The sequence below is a fragment of the Micromonospora sp. NBC_01699 genome, assembly GCF_036250065.1.
Taxonomy (GTDB): Bacteria; Actinomycetota; Actinomycetes; order Mycobacteriales; family Micromonosporaceae; genus Micromonospora_G.
Map to the genome: position 1 here is coordinate 4,527,103 of NZ_CP109199.1, position 18,504 is coordinate 4,545,606.

14 protein-coding genes are annotated in these 18,504 nt (G+C 70.6%); 8 read left to right on the forward strand and 6 right to left on the reverse strand.

The genetic code is table 11. The features are described 5' to 3' along the window. Nucleotides 1-29: 29 nt before the first annotated feature. Nucleotides 30-1,208, forward strand: a complete 1,179-nt coding sequence (locus OG792_RS19390; protein WP_329100843.1) for an FAD-dependent monooxygenase — start codon at nucleotides 30-32, stop codon at nucleotides 1,206-1,208. An 83-nt stretch (nucleotides 1,209-1,291) separates the two neighbouring features. On the opposite strand, the gene OG792_RS19395 is transcribed toward OG792_RS19390, so the two are convergent. Genes OG792_RS19395 through OG792_RS19405 form a run of 3 tightly spaced genes read right to left on the reverse strand, consistent with a single transcriptional unit; the run spans nucleotide 1,292 to nucleotide 5,672 of the window. Then, nucleotides 1,292-2,494 (reverse strand): low temperature requirement protein A, encoded by a 1,203-nt coding sequence (locus OG792_RS19395; protein WP_329100845.1) that lies wholly within the window; start codon nucleotides 2,492-2,494, stop codon nucleotides 1,292-1,294. A 35-nt stretch (nucleotides 2,495-2,529) separates the two neighbouring features. Beyond that, nucleotides 2,530-2,991 (reverse strand): globin domain-containing protein, encoded by a 462-nt coding sequence (locus tag OG792_RS19400; protein WP_329100848.1) that lies wholly within the window; start codon nucleotides 2,989-2,991, stop codon nucleotides 2,530-2,532. Between the two features lie 20 nt (nucleotides 2,992-3,011). Further along, nucleotides 3,012-5,672: a helix-turn-helix transcriptional regulator gene (locus OG792_RS19405; RefSeq protein ID WP_329100850.1), complete on the reverse strand. Its 2,661-nt coding sequence runs from the start codon at nucleotides 5,670-5,672 to the stop codon at nucleotides 3,012-3,014. Between the two features lie 354 nt (nucleotides 5,673-6,026). On the opposite strand from OG792_RS19405, the gene OG792_RS19410 reads away from it, so the two are divergent. Beyond that, entirely contained in the window at nucleotides 6,027-7,982 is a 1,956-nt protein-coding gene (locus tag OG792_RS19410; protein WP_329100852.1) for a peptidoglycan DD-metalloendopeptidase family protein, read from the forward strand. Between the two features lie 77 nt (nucleotides 7,983-8,059). Here OG792_RS19410 and OG792_RS19415 read toward each other — a convergent pair whose 3' ends face one another. Next, nucleotides 8,060-8,935, reverse strand: coding sequence for an alpha/beta fold hydrolase (locus tag OG792_RS19415; protein ID WP_329100854.1), 876 nt, complete (start codon nucleotides 8,933-8,935; stop codon nucleotides 8,060-8,062). Between the two features lie 338 nt (nucleotides 8,936-9,273). On the opposite strand from OG792_RS19415, the gene OG792_RS19420 reads away from it, so the two are divergent. Both OG792_RS19420 and OG792_RS19425 read left to right on the forward strand, forming a co-directional pair. Beyond that, entirely contained in the window at nucleotides 9,274-10,260 is a 987-nt protein-coding gene (locus tag OG792_RS19420) for a DUF4331 family protein (RefSeq protein ID WP_329100857.1), read from the forward strand. Between the two features lie 254 nt (nucleotides 10,261-10,514). Further along, on the forward strand, nucleotides 10,515-10,949 hold the full coding sequence (locus OG792_RS19425) for a VOC family protein (RefSeq protein ID WP_329100859.1): 435 nt from the start codon (nucleotides 10,515-10,517) through the stop codon (nucleotides 10,947-10,949). Between the two features lie 458 nt (nucleotides 10,950-11,407). On the opposite strand, the gene OG792_RS19430 is transcribed toward OG792_RS19425, so the two are convergent. Next, entirely contained in the window at nucleotides 11,408-11,788 is a 381-nt protein-coding gene (locus OG792_RS19430; protein WP_329100861.1) for a VOC family protein, read from the reverse strand. A gap of 333 nt (nucleotides 11,789-12,121) precedes the next feature. Between OG792_RS19430 and OG792_RS19435 the strand changes: the two genes are divergently transcribed. From OG792_RS19435 to OG792_RS19445, 3 genes are all read left to right on the forward strand, one after another. Next, the gene (locus OG792_RS19435) at nucleotides 12,122-14,860 is read left to right on the forward strand and encodes an ATP-binding protein (RefSeq protein WP_329100863.1); all 2,739 of its coding nucleotides are present in this window, start codon (nucleotides 12,122-12,124) and stop codon (nucleotides 14,858-14,860) included. 171 nt (nucleotides 14,861-15,031) lie between these two features. Further along, the gene (locus OG792_RS19440) at nucleotides 15,032-15,325 is read left to right on the forward strand and encodes a DUF1330 domain-containing protein (RefSeq protein ID WP_329100865.1); all 294 of its coding nucleotides are present in this window, start codon (nucleotides 15,032-15,034) and stop codon (nucleotides 15,323-15,325) included. A gap of 108 nt (nucleotides 15,326-15,433) precedes the next feature. Then, complete coding sequence (locus OG792_RS19445; protein ID WP_329100868.1) at nucleotides 15,434-15,874, forward strand: hypothetical protein; 441 nt, start codon at nucleotides 15,434-15,436, stop codon at nucleotides 15,872-15,874. A gap of 31 nt (nucleotides 15,875-15,905) precedes the next feature. Here the strand turns inward: OG792_RS19445 and OG792_RS34735 are convergent, their stop codons facing one another. Next, entirely contained in the window at nucleotides 15,906-16,250 is a 345-nt protein-coding gene (locus tag OG792_RS34735) for a tetratricopeptide repeat protein (protein ID WP_442932251.1), read from the reverse strand. A gap of 461 nt (nucleotides 16,251-16,711) precedes the next feature. On the opposite strand from OG792_RS34735, the gene OG792_RS19455 reads away from it, so the two are divergent. Then, the gene (locus OG792_RS19455) at nucleotides 16,712-18,493 is read left to right on the forward strand and encodes a BTAD domain-containing putative transcriptional regulator (RefSeq protein ID WP_329100870.1); all 1,782 of its coding nucleotides are present in this window, start codon (nucleotides 16,712-16,714) and stop codon (nucleotides 18,491-18,493) included. Nucleotides 18,494-18,504: the final 11 nt, after the last annotated feature.

An 18,504-nucleotide genomic window follows, 5' to 3' on the forward strand; every position in this document is an offset into this window, starting at 1 on the left:
CCCACAACCAGGGAAGGCATGGACGTCACATGACATCGAACAGGACACCGAACGGTCGGAAGGTCATCGTGGTCGGCGCCGGGATCGGCGGCCTCGCCCTCGGCGCCGCCCTGCGCGCGGTCGGCATCGACGCCGAGATCTACGAGCGGGCCCCGGAGCTGCGCGCCGGCGGCTCCGGTCTCGGCGTGGTGAGCAACGCCGTCACCGCACTGGAATCGCTCGGCATCGACATCGGCCTGGAACAGCGCGGCCAGGCGATGCACAGCTTCGCCATCAAGGACGAGAAGGGCGGTCACATCGCCTGGCTACCGCTGCCCGAGGTGAGCGTGGAACTGGGCCTGCCGCCCACCGTGCTGATCAGCCGTACCGCCCTGCAACAGGGGCTGCTGACCGCGGTCGGCGACGTCCCGATCCACCTGGGTCGCGCGGCCGTGGGCTTCGAGAACCACGCCGACGGTGCCAGCGTCCTGTTCGCCGACGGCTCCCGGGCCACCGGGGACGTCGTCATCGGCGCGGACGGCATCAACTCCGCGTTGCGCGCCCAGATCACCGGCCCGGAACCGATGCAGGAGCCGGGGTACGTCTGCTGGCTGGCCATCGCCCCGTTCCAGCACCCGAACCTGCCCACCGGCGCCGCCGCCCACTACTGGGGCAGCGGCCAGCGCTTCGGTCTGCTCGACATCGGCCACGGCGAGTTCTACTGGTGGGCCACGAAGAACATGCCGGTGGAGGTGGCCAACGACTGGCCCGGCACCAAGGACGACATCGCCGCCCTCTACACCGGCTGGGCCGACGAGGTGCAGGCGTCGATCCGGGTGACGCCGGAGGCCGACATCATCGCCGTACCGGCCCGGGACCGTGCCTTCCTGGAGAACTGGGGCCAGGGCCGGGTCACCCTGCTCGGCGACGCGGCCCACCCCATGCTCACCAGCCTCGGTCAGGGAGCCGCGATGGCCATCGAGGACGCCGTCGTCCTCGCCGCCACCCTGGCCCGCATCAGCGACCCGACGGCCGCGCTGCGCGCGTACGAGGACCAGCGCCGTGACCGTACCCGCGCGGTCGTGGAGGCGTCCCGGGCGCTGAGCGAACGCGAGCAGTTGGAGGACCCGGAACGGCAGATCCGCGACGAGGAACTGCGCCGGGTGCCGATCGAGGTGCTCAAGGAGCAGCAGCGCGACATCCTCACCTTCCCGGTGGTGCAGCGGTAGCGGCCCCGGTCCGCCCCTCGCGCGACCACCCGGTCCGCGAGGGGCCGCCGGTCACCACCGGTGTCGGCGCGGGAGCGCCCGGCTCAGATCGGCGGTATGGACCGGTCCACCGTCCATCCCCGCGATCGGATCGCGTCGGCGACCACGATCCCGGCCAGTGCGGCAGCCGCCGCGGCACCCGTCACCAGCGGTGGCAGGCGCCCGAGGACCATCGCCGGCGCGATCAGCGCCAGCAGGATCAGTCCGATGATCCGGGGCCAGGAGATCCAACCGACCACCTGGTACTCGAACAGCGCCCGTCCGGCCAGGAACAGCGCCGGCCCGCCGAGGATGGCGCACAGCCAGACCGGTGTGGAGTGCCCGAGCGGTCGGGTGACGAACAGTTCGTAGCCGATCGAGGTGAGCACTATGCCGGCAACCATCAACAGGTGCGTGTACGCCATGTCGATCCCGAGCCGGGCCGGCTGGCGCGCGGACGTGATAGCCGCCGGCAGGAACTGTCCGGCGCGGTGGAAGTAGACCCGCCACAGCAACACGGTGGTCAGGAACGCGACCAGGAACGCGGTCGTCCGGTCGAGGGCGAAGCTCTCGCCGCTGAACGCCAGACCGATCACCAGGATCGACTCGCCCAGGGTGACGAGCAGGAACTGCTGGTACCGCTCGGCCAGGTGCTCCCCGGCGATCGACCACTCGAAGACCCGGGACCGGCCGAGTCTCGGCGTCGGCCAGCCGGACGCCGCACCGGCGAAGTCGAGCCCGACCGCCAGGGTCCACAGCACCCCGCGTACGGCAGGCTCCGACGTCACCCCGCCGAGCAGCCACAGGATGGCGCTCATCCCGAGCCAGAAGATCACCCGGAGGGACAGGATCCGTTCCCGCCGGTGGGCCACCGCGAGGAACACCGACCGGCCGAGCTGGACCGCGACGTACGCCCCGGCGAACACCAGCGCGCGCTGCTCGAAGCCCCCGGGAATGGCGACCGCCATCACCAGGGCGCCCAGCATGCTGACGATGACCACGAGTTGGATCGCGGGCTGGTCCGGATCCAGCCGACTGGTGATCAGGGCGGTGAACGACCAGACCAGCCACAGCCCCAGGAACAGCACCAGGGTCTCCCCCGCCTCGGACAGCAGGAGTCGCCCACCGCTGCCGAAGTCGTTGATCAGCCGCTGGGACACCCAGGTCAGCGCGAAGACAAAGACCAGGTCGAAGAACAGCTCCAGGAACGTCGCCCGTTGCGAGGTCGCCTCGCTGCGGAGCAGCCCGATATCCCCGGCGCCGGTCATCTGCCCACGACGCGGTCATCCGTCACCAGGCCCCCTCACCCGTCGGCAATCTCCAGACCCAACGAGCCAGCACGCGGCTTGGATGCTGTGGTGCCGACGGGCAGCGCGGGACGGGCCGGCGACGCACCCAGCATCATCGCCTCCGCCACCAGGTCGTAGGCGGTACGCCAGGCCGCGTCGACCTCCGGCGTCCACCGCGCGCCGAGCGCCGCGCCGAAGGCCTCGAACAAGGCGGTACGGACCTGCTGGTAGTGCCCGGTACGCACGCCGTAGCCGGCGTGGCGGGCACCGAGCAGCCGGGTCCGCTGGAGAAACTCGTCGAACGTCGCGATCGAGTCGACAATCGCCTCGAATTCGTCCACGAACTTCTGCCGCTGGCGGACCGGATCGGAGGTGAACATCCCACGCAACCCGGGGTCGGCGGCAAAAAGCCGGCGGTAGAAGTCATCGACCACCGCGCCCATCCGGGTACGCAGCGCGTCCGCGCTGGTACTCACGATCGCCACCTGTTCGGGGGTCACCGGCGTCCCTGCCCTTCCGTACCGGACGCACCCGGCGCCGCGATCCGCTCGGCCAGTTCGCCGCGACTGTTCACGCCGAGTTTGCCGTAGATGTTTTGCAGGTGGTTGTTGACGGTCCGGACCGAGATGAAGAGCAGCTTGGCGATCTCCGGGCTGCGCAGGCCCCGCGCGACCAGGGCCGCCACCTCCCGCTCGCGGTCACTGAGCGGGATCGGCCCACTGTCGGCGACCAGGCCCGGCGTACGCGCGCCCTCGCACTGTTCACGCAGTGCGGTGGCCCGGGACAGGCACGCCGTCGCGGCGCGTTGACCGCCTTCGGCACGGTACAGCGCCGACGCGGCCAGCAGCGCCTCGGCGGCGAGCAGGTACGCGCCGAGTCCGGCGAACAGCTCGCCGACCTCGGCCAACCCGTCCGGGTCGGCCGACAGCGCCGCCCGCGCGTGCGCGGCGCGTACGGCCGCGAACTCGCCCTGCACCAGGGCCGCGACGGCGATCAGCTCCGGACCGGCCGTGGTGGCGTCGCCCAGCCGTACGAGGTCGTGCAGCAGGGCGGTGGCGTCGGTCCGACGCCCCTGTTCCAGGCAGAGCCGGGCGGTCGACAGCAGGATCTCCCGGGCCTGCGCCTGCCGGCCCAGGCTGGCCAGCGCCCATGCCCTGGCCCGTTGCAGCTCGGCGACCCGTGGTGCGGCCCCGGCCGCCCGGTCGAGCTGTGCCAGCAGCGGGTCCCGCTCGGTCAGCATCGCGCGGTACGCCAGGGCACGCACCAGTCCGGCAAGCGCCGTCATCCCGGCGACGGCCTGGCTCGATCCCCGGGCGTGCGTCCCGGCCTCCCGGAACAGTCGCTCGGCGGTGGCCACCCGGCCCCGGCCCAGCGCCACCCGACCCAGCTGCCAGGAGAACCACATGACCAGCGAGTTCAACTCGTCGCGCAGGGCCGTCTCCAGCCCCGACCGGGCGGTCCGCTCCGCCTCGGCGAACCGCCCGCTGTGCAACCGCGCCTCGGCCAGGATCACCAGGTGCCCGGCCGGATGGGGAATGGTGATCCAGTCGTCGGTGTGCTGGGGCAGCGCGTGGCCGCGGATCGCGGCCTCGGCCGCGTCGTCGAGCCGGCCCGTCTCGGCCAGCAGGATCGCCCGGCTGCGCAGCCACAGGTTCAGGTGGGACGGGTTGGACTCCGGCGGCTCGGTGTCGCCCAGCCGCGCGATCGCCCGCTCGGCGCCGGCCACCGCGTTGACCAGCATCGAGTCGACGGCTGCGACGGCCGGGGCGAGGGCGGCACCGCCCCGCCGCGCCGTCTCGTGCAGCCTCGCCTGTGCCTGTTCGATCTGCCCCAGGCCGAAGTAGAGGTTGCTGGCCCGGGCCAGCCCCAGTGGCCCCATCGCCTGGTCCGAGGCGCTCGGCCAGGCCGCCGCGAACACCCGCTCGGCGTCCTGGTGACGGCCCTGCTCGGTGAGGGATTCGCCGAGCAGCAGGCTGGCCGAGGTGTCCGGGCCATGCCGGAGCGCCGCCTCGGCGAGCCGCTCGATCCGGGGCGAGTCATGGGCGTACCGGGCCAGCCGCGCGGCCCGGACGAGCAGTGCGGGGTCGGCGGTGCCGGTGGCGTCCAGTCGCCACGACGCCAGCAGCAGCGGATCGCCACTGCGGCGTCCGCCGCGCCGCTCGACCCGCTCGACCTGGGCGAGCAACAGCGACCGGGCGTGCAGCCGGGGCATGGCGTGTTGCAGCGCGCGGGCGTGCAGGGGGTGGGCCAGGGCGATCTGCTGCCGGCGGCCGTCGGGCCGCACCACGATCAGCCCCTGCTCCTCCAACTCCGTCAACGTGTCCACGGCGCAGTGTTCGAGCAGGTCGTCGACGCCCAGCGGCTCGCAGAGCGCGAGCAGTTCCAGTACCCGCCGGTGGGCCTTCGACAGGCCGCGCAGCCGCTGGCCCACAAGTTCGACGATGGTGGCGCTTCCGGTGAGCCGGCCGCGCAGCCGCCACACCCCGTCGCCGCCGTCGAGCGTGCCGTCCGCCTGCGCGCACCAGACCAGTTCCCGGAGGTAGAGGATGTTGCCCTGACTGGCGTCCCAGAGCGCCTGGGCGGCGGCGGCGCTGACCGGGGCGTTGAGCGCGAAGTGGAGCAGCGTTTCGACGCCCTGGCGATCCAACGAGTCCAGGCGCATCCGCAGCGCGCTGCCGGTTCGCCAGCGGGACTCCAGCGCGTCGGGAATGTGCGCCTCCGCCCGCTGGGTGGCGATGACGAACAGCGACCCGTCGGCGAGCAGGAACGAGAGCAGCGCCAGGGAGACCAGGTCGAGCAGGTCGATGTCGTCCACCGCGAGCACGAAGCGGTGATCCGACGACCGGTCGCGCAGCCGCTGCCGTACGGATTCGAAGAGCGCGTGTGGCTCCGCCAGGTCCACCCGGGCCGGCAGGAGGGGTGCCAGCGCCGACAGCGGTACCTCGGCCGCGCTCGCGGTGGCGGCGACGTGCGCCACCGGGTGTCCCAGTGCCTCGGCGCTGGCCAGGCACTCCTGGGCGAGGCGGCTCTTGCCCACGCCGGACGCGCCGGTGACCAGCAACGCCTCCAACCGGCCGTCGCGCAGGGCGTCGGAAAACCGTTCCAGCTCGCTTCGCCGGCCCACGAACGGCCAGTGCACTCCGGTAGTCGTCGTCACCCCGCCTCCCCCGCCCCCGTCGATGCCCACCGGTAGCCGCCGCGTGCCAACCGCGCTGCGCAGTTTCGCACGCGGTCGGCGGCCGGTCGGTCGGGGTGCGACGGACGGCCGCGCGAGTACGGTACGCCCCTGGGAGCGGCTCACGTCCGGCCCGGTCATCGCGTCGATCAACTACCCGACAATCCCGCTGACGGGTTCCGGCGCATGGGTCCTGAGCTGCGCGTAGCCGTACGGAAATGAGCAACGGGGCGGCGCTGGTGAGCAACCGTTGCTCAGGCCCGAACCCGGTTGCGCTGCTTACCTGGTGTCGGCGGCGGCCACCGGGTCGCCCGCACCACGACGAAGGAAGCCACCGTGCACCGTCGCAAGATTCTCCTGCTGACCGCGGCCGTTCCGGCCACCACCGTGCTCGGGGCCGGTCGACCGGCACTGGCCGGTCCCCCGCCGAACCCGATCGCGCCGCTGAAGATCGCGGTCGAGCCGCTGGAGGCGGGTGACGCGGCGTACGCGTTGCTCGCCCCGCAGGTGGCGGGCGGTCCGGAGGGCGCGAAGGTGGTGCTGCGGCTGTTGCTGACCAACACCGGCACCAAGAACATGACCATCGACACCATCGAGTTCGTGTTCCCGGGCGGCGGAACCACGCCGATGCTCGGGGTCGACATCCTGCTCAACGTCAACTCGGACAACGGGGTGTTCCTGCCCGGTCAGTCCAAGGTCTGGTCCAACGGCACCGTCACCCTGCCCGGCAACGTGGTGATCAAGAACCAGGTGTACCTGCCGGTACCCGCGCCGGCGACCGTGACCGTGCGGGTACGGGTGACCGGATTCGTGGCACCGGTGGAGGTGACCCTGCCGCTGACCCCGTACCAGGTGGCGCACCGCCTGCCGATCGACGTCTCGGACCTGCGCCCCGGCGAGGTGATGTCGGCGGCTGGCGACCACTGGGCCAACGGCGGCGTACGCGGGGACCAGATCTACGCCCACGATGTCGGCGTGGTCGGCTGGGACGGCGCACAGTGGAACCGGCTCCTGCCCGGCACCGACGGTTCGAGGAACGAGCACTACCGCTGCTGGGACCTGCCGGTCCGGGCGGTCGCGGACGGCACGGTCCTCACCGCCTCGGACGGGATGATCGACAACCAGGCTCCGGGCGCGTTCCCCGATCCCACCCCGGCGCAGGTGGGCGGCAACCAGGTGTGGCTGCGGCACGACGACGGTACGTTGACCTACTACACCCATCTGCGTCAGGGCACCGTCACCGTCGTCACCGGCGACACGGTCGCCGCCGGTCAGGTGCTCGGCAAGCTCGGCGACTCCGGCAACGCCTCCGAGCCGCACATCCACCTGGAGGTACGGCAGGACAAGCCCGGTGACAACCCGCTGCGACCGCTGATGATCAGCGACGCGTGGCTGGTCGACCGGCTCGCCAACACCCCGTGGAACCCGGAGTCACCGATGTGGGGGCCGACCGACGGCCGCGCGATCCCGAACTCGAACGTGCTCATCTGGCCGGCCGCGTCGAAGCCGGCCTGGTATCCGCCGGGCAAGAGCGAGATCGTGCTGTACGGCGTACCGGCCGGGGACTACCAGGTCGTCTTCGACCGGCTCAAGGCGTCCGGCTACCGTCCCGTCTGGATCGACGCGCACGAGGTCGACCGTTCGGTCTTCTTCAACGTGATCTTCCACCCGAAGGACGGCACGACCTGGCAGCACCGGGTCGGCATGACCGGCGCGGAGTACCAGACCCAGTTCGACGGGATGGACCGCGAAGGACACCGGCTCACCAACGTCACCAGCTACGTCCAGGACGGCGTGGTGCGGTACGCGGCGATCTTCTGCAAGCAGGCCGGCCCGACCCTGGCGGCGTACCACGGCGCGAGCAAGGCCGACCACCAGGCGCAGTTCGAGACCCTCACCAAGGGCGGCTTCCGGCCGGTCAACATCTCGATCGTCTCGCCCGCCGACGACCCGCGGTTCACCGCGTTCTACCACAGGGAGGACGTCGGCGCGTTCGACGCACCGTCGTTCGCCACCTCGGCCGACTACCAGGCCGCCTTCACGACCAACACGAAGGCCGGGCTGCACCTGACCTACTTCAGCGCATGCCAGCACGCCGGCGGCTTCCGTATCTCGGCCATCTTCCAGGAACGGGCACCGGGCAAGGGCGGCACCGCCGGCCGGCACAACATGGGCAGCGGCCAGTTCGGTACCGAACTGGAGGACCGACGCAAGGCGGACTACCTGACCAGGGCGGTCGCCGGCTACGTCGACGGCAAGACCCTCCGGTACGGAGCAGCCTGGCGCCGCTGACACCGGCGCGACGGGTCGGGTGGCCGTGCTCCGCCACCTGATCCGTACGCCGTTGTGCGCAACAGGGTGCGCGGACTCTACTTCAGGAAATTCAGTAGCTGTCGGGTGGTTTCCTCGGGAGCTTCCTCCGGGATGAAGTGCCCAACCGGTACGGGCCCGCCGCGAACGTCGTCGGCCCATCCCCGCCATATCTCCAGCGGATCGTCGTAGAGCTTGGCGACCGAACCCCGTTCACTCCAGAGAAACAGCACCGGACACGCGATCTTCCGGTTGCCTCGGTCTGCCACGTCCTGCTGGTAGTCCACCGTCGAGGCGGCGCGGAATTCCTCGCAGATCGCGTGGACGGTGTCGGGATCGCTGAACTGTCTGACGTATTCGGCGCGCACTTCGGCGGGAAATGCGTCCTTCACCTCGGCCCAGGTGTCGAGCATGAAATTGACGAGGACCTCGGGTGCCGCGCCGATGAATTGCTCGGGCACCGGTTCCGGTGCCGCCAGGAATGACCAGACCCAGTACGCGAGGCTGAACCTCCTCTCGGCGCGACCGTACGCGTCGCCGATCGGAACGACGTCCATGACGGCGAGCCGGTTGACGGCGTCCGGTTCGTCGAGGGCGAGCCGGTAGGCGCAGCGGGCGCCGCGATCGTGTCCGACGACGCCGAACCGCGGGTAGCCCAGGTTCCGCATGACCTCGATCTGGTCGCGGGCGATCGCCCGCATGCTGTACGGCTCATGGTCGGCGGTGCTCGACGGCTTGCCACTGCCGCCCCACCCTCGCAGGTCGGTGGCGACCACGGTGTACCGCTCGGCGAGTCGCGCCGCCACCCGGTGCCACATCAGGTGCGTCTCGGGAATGCCGTGCAGGAGAAGGACGGGTGGCCCGCTGCCGCCACGACGTCCGTGTATCGTCGCCGCCGACGTGGAGATGTCGAACTCTTCGAATCCGCCGAACACGCGCCGAACTCCTTCGCAGTTCCGTGGAATGGTCGCCGGACGATTGCCGCCCCCGGCGCGGCCTTTTCGTGCTCCGGTCGCGACCGTAGCAGAAGGGCGAGGACGGACCGGAGCATCGGCCGGATCCGCCGTGGTTCCGCGATACTTGTTTCCGGCCTGTGAGAAGGACCGTCATCCTTCACCCGGTCAGGTACGCGTCCGCGAATCTCCTACGGGCCGCCCCCGGTCTCACTAGCATCCCGTCATGACCGAGCCGAGCAGCCGTGCCCAGCGACAATGCGGCGCTGCTGAATTTCTTTCGCAGCTGGCGCCCCGCCCTTGACCGCCCGAGGAGCACCATGTCCAACCATTTCAGCGCCGACAACCTCAAGTTTCCCGGCGACGACCGTCGCCTCGAACTCACCGACCTGTACGTCTTCGCCTCCACCGAGGACCCCGGCAAAACGGTGCTGATCATCGATGCGAATCCGACCAGTGCTCCGCCCCCGATACCGGCGCCCACCACCGGTCCGGAGTTCTACCCCGGCGCGATCTACCGGATCAACGTTGACACCGACGGCGACGCGTACGCCGACATCGCGTTCACGTTCACCTTCTCCGAGTACGACAACGGCAGCCAGACCGGCACCGTCTGGTACGCCACCGGCCCCGATGCCCGTCAGCCCGAGCCGGTCGGCCGGGTGCTCGCCGAGTCCGTCCCGGTCAGCTTCGACGGCACGGCCCGACCTGTCCTGATCGACGAACCGGGGCCGATCCGGCTGTTCACCGGGCTGCGCAGCGACCCGTTCTTCGCCGACGTCGAGGGCGCCCTGCACGGAATGAAATGGACCGGGCACGACGACTTCGCCGGCAACAACGTCGACTGCATAGCGCTGGAGGTGCCCAACGACCTGCTCGGCCCCGGCCCGGCGATCGGGGTGTGGGCCTCGATCAGCCGGCGCCGCGACGGCGCGCTGGAGCAGATGGACCGCGGCGGTAACCCGACCATCAACCCGTTCATCAATCCCGACGGCGAGAAGAACCTGTACAACACCCGGCAGCCCGCCGACGACGTGGCCAACTACCTGGGTCCGTGGTCCCAGTTGCTGGAGCAGGGCGGGTACTCACCGGAGGAGGCCAAGAAGACGGCCCTGGAGTGTCTGCCCGACGTCCTCCGCTACGACCGCACCGGGCCCGCCTCCTATCCCAATGGCCGGGCGCTCGTCGATGACGTCTTCAGCTACCGCTTCGCGTGGCTGACCCACGGCAAGGTCCCCCCGACCGGCCTCCAGCCGCATGACGACCTGCTGCCGGGCTTCCCCTACCTCGGCCCGCCCAACCCCTAGTCAGCGAGTTCGAACGAGGCGCCGGAAGCAGGAACACCGAGCCGCGCCTACCAGCGCAACTCCCCGAGCTCGTCCTGCAAGGACCCGGTCGGGCCGTCCGCACCGAGCGTGGCCAGGCGCACGACAGTCTTGGCGCTTGGCTACGAGAACGATCGTCAGGAATGTGGTGGGTCTAAGGGCGTGATCGAGCAGTTCGCGGCCCGGACCGGCGGGCCCGTGGGGACGACGAAAGAACCCGCCTCTATGGTGGACCGATGGCATCGGTCAAGCAGTTCCAGGTCACCTTCGACTGCGCGGAACCCGAGCGCGTCGCTCGTTTCTGGTGCGAGGTGTTGGGGTACGTCGTACCGCCGCCGCCGGAGGGGTTTGCCAACTGGAACGATTTCGATCGCGCGCTGCCGCCAGAGCGTCAGGGTTCGGCGTTCGCATGCATTGATCCCTCGGGTGTGGGGCCGCGACTGTTCTTCCAGCGCGTTCCCGAAGGCAAGGTCGCCAAGAATCGACTGCACCTTGACGTACGGGTCGACACCGGGCTCGTGGGTGAAGAGCGCCTGGCCGCACTTGAGGCCGAATGCGCACGGCTGCTCCCGCTCGGCGCGACACGCGTGCGGCTACTGCGCGCCGACGGCTACAACGAGTCGTGCCTCGTGATGCAGGACATCGAGGGCAACGAGTTCTGCCTCGACTGAGCGGATGCATGAGATCGATGTCGGACGGTTTGTCCGTCTCGTTACCCCTCGGAGCTGACGGAGTTGCCGCTGCCCGAGTGGCTCGGCCGACCGGAGAAGAACCCCCGGCGGGCGGGATTGCTCCGCCGGTAACGCGTGCACGGCCGTCAGCACAACTTGGCCTCGCACTCATCGCACCGCAGCCATTGCGGGAGCTCGCCCCAGGGTGGCTGTCGGGGCACACGAATCAAAAGCTCCGATGGATAGCCGCACAGAGCATCGTCGTCGTCACACGCCTGTAGGTGACAGGTAGCTGTCGGCTCCTCCGGTTCGGCTTCGTAGCGCAGCCGTGTCTGCACCTCCCCGAAGAACATCATTGGGGCATGCCACCATCGAGTGCGGGGCCAGCCCAGGCGCTCGGTGGCGACGAGGTACGGCATGCTCTGGGAAGCGGTCATGGCTCCATCTGCCCTGATCGACTACACCTCTGTTACTCGACGTCCCAGTAGGCAGAACTCGTTACCTTCCGGGTCAGCGAGCACGTGCCATGGCTCGGCGCCGGTCTGCCCGATGTCGATTCGGCGGGCACCGGCCGCGAGCAACCGCTCCAGCTCATCGTCCTGATCCCGGTCGGTGGCATTCACGTCGATGTGCAGACGCAACCTGCCGGCCTTGGGCTCGTCAGTCTGGTTGAGGACGATCGTGGGCTGCGGGCCACCGAAACCGACGCCGGGCGGCCCGATCTCGATGTCCGCTCCGACGCGTTCCAGCTCGACATAGCCGAGTACCTCGCACCAGGACCGGGCCAGCAGTTCGGGATCGTGTGCGTCCAGGACCAGTTCGGTTATGCGACATGCCACTTGATCACCATAACCTCTCCCGCCGCCGGCCAGGAGGGGTCTAGGTATGCCTAGGCGGCCCGCGTACTCCACTAAACCCGACTGACCAGCGAAGATAGGTAGGCGCTTCCGATGTGGCAGCGACCTGGTCAACCGAGGATTGATCCATCAGCGGTTGACAAGGAGGCAAGCCATGTTCATGCACCCGGACACGTTGCTGGTTCTGGCGAACGATCGTCGGCGCGAGTTGATCTCCGAGGCCGACCGGGGGCGGCTACTCACCCGCGCCCGTCGGGCCCGCCGGGCCCGCAAAGCACCGGCCGTCCGGGGACGGCCCACCGGTACCCTGACGTCGTGCGAACCATCCGCGGCGGTGCCAGCCCGGTGATGATCGGGCGGGAAAGCGAGCTGCGCCGGTTGGCGCAGCTCGCTTCGGCGCGTGAGCCGGCGGTCGCGATCATCGCGGGCGAGCCGGGCATCGGAAAGACCCGGCTGGTGCACGAGTTGTTGACAACCGTGCCGGCGGAGACCGTGGTGCTGGTCGGCCAGGCGGAACCCGGCTCGCTGTCCCGGCCGTACGAGGTGCTCCTGGACGCCATCGTCGGCCGTCCGGAGGTCGACGAGGAGCAGCTCGCGGCCCTGGCGGACCCTCGGCGCAGCCCGGTCGAGCGCCTGCACACCGGAATCGCGATCCTGGCCGACCTGATCGGCGACTACCCCGCGGTCGTCGTCTTCGAGGACCTGCACTGGGCCGACTCGGAGAGCGCGGCGCTGTTCGAGCGGATCGCCGACCAGCGCGGTCCGCGGCTGCTCATCGGGACGTACCGGCCGGACGAGGTGACCCGCCGTCAACCGGTGGCCGGCCTGCTGGCCCGGATGGAACGCCGGCACACCGTCACCCACGTACGCCTGGATCGCCTCACCCCGTCGCAGACCGCGGCGATGCTCGCGGCGGCCACCGGCGGTCCGGCGCCGCTGCGCGCCGCGACGGCGCTGCACCACCGCACCGGCGGCAATCCGTTCTTCCTGGAGGAGCTGCTGCGCGCGCTGCCCGGCTACGACGTGGAGGCGCTGGTCGAGCAACCGCTTCCGTGGAGCCTCGCCGACGTGCTCCGCCGCCAGGTCGACGACCTCGACCCGGTCAGCCACCGCATCGTCGAGGCGGCCACCGTGCTCGGCCACCGCATCCCGTTCGACCTGCTCGCCGAGGTGACCGACGCGGGCGAGGACGAACTCATCGCCGTGCTGCGCGACCTGGTCACCCGGGGCGTCCTGGTCGAGTCCGGCGACGACGAGTTCGCGTTCCGGCACGCGCTGGTACGCGAGGCGATCGCCGACCAGATGCTCGGCCGGCAGCGCCGGCGGCTGCACGAGGCGGCGCTCGACGTACTCCTGAACGGTGGTGCCTCCGACCCGGCCATGGTGGCGCACCACGCCCGCGGCGCCGGCCGGTACGACGACATGATCGCCGCCGCCCGCCGAGGCACCGCGCTCTATCTCTCCATCGGCTCCGCCTACCAGGCCCTGCAACTGGCGGAGATGGGCCTCGACGAGGTGCCCGACGATACCGACCTGCTCGCCTCCGCCGCCCGAGCGGCATGGCTGGCCGGGCTGCTGGACGACGCCCTGCGGTACGGCCGGCGCTGGCGTGACCTCGCCGGCACCACGACCGACCGGGCCGAGTCGCTGTACCTCCTGGTCCGCATCGCCTGGGAGTCCCGCGAGACCGACGAGATGCGCGCCCTCACGCACGACATCGGGACCCTGATCGCGCAGCTCCCACCCGGTGCCGACCAGGCGCGGGCGATGACCGCGATCGCGCAGTCGGCGTACCTGCGCGACGATCTCGACGCCGCGCTGCTCTGGTCCGACCGCGCGCTGGCGCTGGCCGACGAGTTCGACCTGCCGGACGTACGCCTGGCCGCGCTGATCGAGAAGGGCTCGACGCTCACCGAGCGCCCGCAGACCGCCGCCGACGGCCGGAAGATCCTGTCCACCCTCGTCGACGAGGCCGAAGAGGCGGGCGAGTGGGTGCTGGCCGCCCGCGCCCTCAACGCCCTGGTCCACGGTGAGCCACCCACCTCGCCGGCCGAGCACGCCGAGACCCTGGAACGGATGCGGGTCGACGCCGAGCGAGCCGGTTTCGAGTCACTCGCGGTGGCGACGTACTTCCAGGGCCGGGCCCGGCTCGCGTTGCGGGCCGGCGACCTGCGCACCGCGATCGCGGCGCTGGAGGAGGGGCGCGAACAGGACCGCGGCTACCGGCGCCGGGGCCGCTGGGCCGACTACCACGGGGTCTTCCTCGCCGGGCTCTACCTGGAGGCGGGCGAGCTGGACCAGGTCGAGCGGCTCGTCAGCGACCTGGCGGCGCTGCCCAACAACCCGGCGACCACGATTCCCGGCCTCGCGTTCCACCTCGCCTGCCGCCGCGGTGACCTCCCGCGCGCCGAAGCGAGCCTGGAGGAACTCGTCGCGGCCCTGACCGGGCAGGCGTGGCGCAGCGGTGAACAGGCCCACGACCTGATCTCCGCCGCGCTGGACATCGGCCTGCCGGCGCACCGGCTCGACCAGCTGGCCACCGCACTACTCGACGCCAACGTGTGGGACGCGTACCGGACACTCGTCGACGCCCAGCTCGCCCAGGCGCGCGGCCAGCACGTCGAGGCACTGGCCGGCTACCTGTCCATCGCCGAGGCCCACATTCTGGGGCCGGCGACCCGCGGCACCGTACGCGTCGACGCCGCCCGCTGCCTGCTCGCCGACGACCGGCGCGAGGAGGCCACCGCGCAGGTGGAGGCGGCCGCACCGCTGCTGGCGCAATGGCGTGGCTGGCGGGTGGCGCAGCTCGCCCAGGTTCGCGCCCGGCTGGGCATGGCGCCGGTCGACGCGGCGCCCGCGGTCACCGGCCCGGCCGCCCTGACCCCCCGCGAGCGGGAGGTGGCCGTGCTGATCAGCGACGGGCTGACCAACACGGAGCTGGCCCGGCGCCTCTACATCTCACCGAAGACCGCCGCCGTGCACGTCTCGAACATCCTGCGGAAGCTGGGTGTCTCGTCCCGGACCGAGGTGGGCGACCTCGTCGGCCGGCACTGACCGGGAGCTGCTGCGGGTGCTCGGCATCGAGAAGTGTCCCGCGAGGGCGACGAGCACAGCCGTACGGTGAAGTGACCGCGCACGGGCATCGGCGCGGCATTCGGCGGCGCGGCATTTCCGTGGTCCTCGGCCCGCCCGTCCGACCCGGCGGGGAAGAGGCATCATAGGGCCATGACCGCCTATTGGATCAACACGTTCACGGCCATCCACGACGAGGCCAGGCTTGCCCGCTACGTCGAGTTGGCCGGCCCGGCGATCCGGGCGGCAGGCGGAGTGTTCCTCGCCCGTGGCAACCCGGTGCACGTGTTGGAGGGGTCCGCTGGTCTCCGCACAACCGTCATCCGCTTCGACAGCGCCGACGCCGCGGTCGCGGCATACCGCAGCGCCGCCTACCAGGAGGCGCTCACGGAGCTCGGCGACGGCGCCGAACGCGACATTCGCATTCTGGACGCGGTGGAGGACTGACGCCGGCTGAATGCGGAGACCTCCGTACGGGGTCATGCCCGTTGCCGAAACACGGGTCGGCGTCACGGGGGCCGTCGTCGTACGCCACGATCCACTAGGCTCGCTGCCGTGGATAGATGGCTCGCCCTGCTCGACGAACTGCTCGCCAGGCCGTTCCCTGCCGGCGCCGATCGGGCGGAGCAGCCCGCTCCCCACCACATCGACCTGCGGGTGAGCCAGGATTTCTACGACGACGAGACCCGAGACGAGACCATCGGGCCGCTCTACGCCGAGTTCCAGGCGGAACGCGATCGGCTCGCCCACGCGATCAGCCTCCGGTACGGGCCAGCGCAGCAGAAGGACCTCCAGCCGTACTTCGACTCGGAGCCGCCGCCCAGTGAACCGGGCAGCGCCCTGTTCAGCTACCTCTCCGAGTGGTTTTTCGAGGTGGACCTGTGGAAGCTCGGCGATCGCGGGATCGTCGTCGAGGTCGGCCATCAGGACAAGGAGCTACCACTACAGCTCATGCTCGTGGTCGGCGATCTGAGCAGCGGCCCGGTCACGTCGTGACCACCGCCGAACCGTCCGAACCAACGACGTCCTACCGTGGGTTGTCGGCGGGGTCGAGCAGCAGCCGTGCGTAGTTGCCCATCGAGCGCTGGTAGCGGGGAAGGTGCGGAGCCAACGCGGCCAGCGCAACCGACACCGCTTCCCGCTCACGGCCGCTGTCGACCAGGCACAGCGCCAGGGTCGCGCTGATCGCGTCGGCGAGGGCCCGTGTCTGTTCGTCCAACGTCGCCGGGGCGATGTCACGCTCGGCTTCCAGCACTGTTACGGCGGTTTCGACCTGCCCGATGTTCCGCAGCGAGCTGGACATCTGGATCACTGCCCGGCGCCGCCGGTAGCCGGCCAGCCCGTGGTCGAGCGCCCACCGGTAGAGCGGCACGGCGCGGTCGGAGTGTCCGGTCGAGTCCCATGCGCAGGCCCGCTCGAACGCGGCGATCGGGTCACCGTCGGACAGCCGATTTGACGGGACTGAGCTTAACGATCGTATAAGTGCGGCTTGCGGGATTTGCCAGCGATGTACATCCTCGACTGATCGCGGTACGGGCCGGGCCAGCCGCCGGGAACCCGTACGGATTTTCGGCTACCTATATTTGCCCCGAACTATTGATCGCCAGATCCAGGTTTCGGTAATGTGACCCCGGCTCCGGGCCTCGCAGCTGGCAACCGGGCGCAGTCGGGTCTCCCGGATCGCCAGACGACTGGTGTTCCATAGGTGTCACGTCGTCGCAGGGGGTATGCCATGACGCACCGGAACTCAGCGTCCGACACCCGTGCACCGCGCCATACCGCCCGGGTCATACCATCGAATCCGCCGGCCGCTCGGTCGACGCCCGGTACGGCATGAGCAGTGTCGACGCGGCGCTGCCGGGCCAGCCCGGCCGACAACACGCATTTCAGATCCTCGGCCCTCTGACGATTGTGGACGGATACGACTCGGTCGTTCTGCCACCGTCCAAACCGACCGTTCTGCTGGCCACCCTGCTACTCAACGCGAACAATGTCGTCTACACCGAAAAGCTACGACAGGCGGTGTGGGACGACGAACAGCCGGCCGGGGCACGGGCCGCGCTACAGACCTGCGTACTACGACTCCGTCAACTCTTCGGTAAATACGGAATAGCGAATACCGCCATCGAGACCGTGGCCGGTGGCTATCGCATGGTCGCCGACGCCCGGACGCTCGACCTCGTGCATTTCCGTGAACTGGTCCAACGGGCCGCCGATCCCGGCGAGCCCGAGGAACGGTTGCAACTGCTCGACCACGCACTCGCGCTGTGGCACGGCCCGCCCCTGGTGAACGTACCGTCCGAGGTGTTGCGGCACGACGCGGTGCCCCGGCTGACCGAGGAACGACTCCGGGCCGTCGAACGGGCCAGCGAGCTGCGGATGGCGCTCGGGCAGGCCGGTGCCGCACTGCCCGGACTGTGGAACGCGGCGCGCACCTACCCCGGCCACGAACGCATCTCCGAGCAGCTCGCCGAGGCCCTCTACCGGACCGGCCGACAGGCGGACGCGCTGGCCGAGATCCGCCGGATCAAGGATTACCTGCGTACCGAACTCGGGGTGGATCCCGGCCGGTCACTCGGGCAACTGGAGATCGCCATCCTGCGCGGCGAGGAACTGGGCCGACCGTACCGGGACGACCGGCCGCGCACTTTCGTGAACGGTTCCGCCGGCACCGGGCACCTCCCGTTCGTACCGCAGTTCGCCGGCCGCGCGGGGGTCGGCGCGGCCATCCTCGACCAGCTTGCCCCGGACCGGCCCGGACACGGCCCGATAGTGGTGACCGGGCCGGCCGGAATCGGCAAGACCGCGCTGGCCCTACAGGTCGCCCGGCTCGCCGGGGAACGCGGCGCGGGAGTGCCGGGCCTGGTCCGCGCGACCGGGCCGGACGGCACGCCCCGGTCCGCCGACGAGATCGCCGCGGACCTACGCGCGGTGCTCGACCGGGTACGCCCGAACCGGACGCGACGTGCCCTGGTCGTACTCGACGACGTGGGCGGGCCGGAGCAGATACCCGGCCCCCTGCTGGAGTGGGATCCGGAACGAGCGGTGATCATCACCAGCCGGATGAGCCTCGCCGGTCTGGTGGCGCGGCACGGCGCCCGGGTGCACCGGTTGGACGTGCTCGACCCGGACGAGTCCGACGAACTGCTGTGCGCGCTGCTCGGCACCGCACGCGCCGGTGCGGAACCGACGGCGCTGCGGGCACTCGCCGACGCCTGCGGCCACTTCCCGCTCTCCCTGCGCATCGCCGGGGCGCGGTTGCTCACCCGCCCCCGGATGCGGATCGAGGACGCCGTCGCCTGGCTGGCGCAGGACCGAATCGACCGGCTGGCCCTGCCCGACGATCCCCAGATGTCGGTCGTACACCGGCTCCGGGGCTGGCTCGACCAGCTCGACCCCCCGCTCGTGGACGCCTTCGTCCGGGTCGGCAGCACCGCCCCGCCGGTCTTCGGCACCGAGTCGGGGGCGGCGGTGCTCGGCACCACTCCGGCCGCCGCCGAACAGCTGCTCGACCGGCTCGTCGACGCGAACCTGCTGGAGGAGGGCTCCGGCCACTACACGATGCACGAACTGCTCCGGATCTTTGCCCGCAGTGCCGCCCGCCCGGTGTCCTGAGAGAGGTGTGC

Excerpts from the sequence above, each read along its gene's own strand:
- OG792_RS19390 (WP_329100843.1), top strand. The coding sequence starts at position 30 with ATGACATCGAACAGGACACCGAACGGTCGGAAGGTCATCGTGGTCGGC.
- OG792_RS19395 (WP_329100845.1), bottom strand. The coding sequence starts at position 2,494 with ATGACCGGCGCCGGGGATATCGGGCTGCTCCGCAGCGAGGCGACCTCG.
- OG792_RS19420 (WP_329100857.1), top strand. The coding sequence starts at position 9,274 with ATGTCCAACCATTTCAGCGCCGACAACCTCAAGTTTCCCGGCGACGAC.
- OG792_RS19425 (WP_329100859.1), top strand. The coding sequence starts at position 10,515 with ATGGCATCGGTCAAGCAGTTCCAGGTCACCTTCGACTGCGCGGAACCC.
- OG792_RS19440 (WP_329100865.1), top strand. The coding sequence starts at position 15,032 with ATGACCGCCTATTGGATCAACACGTTCACGGCCATCCACGACGAGGCC.
- OG792_RS19455 (WP_329100870.1), top strand. The coding sequence starts at position 16,712 with ATGAGCAGTGTCGACGCGGCGCTGCCGGGCCAGCCCGGCCGACAACAC.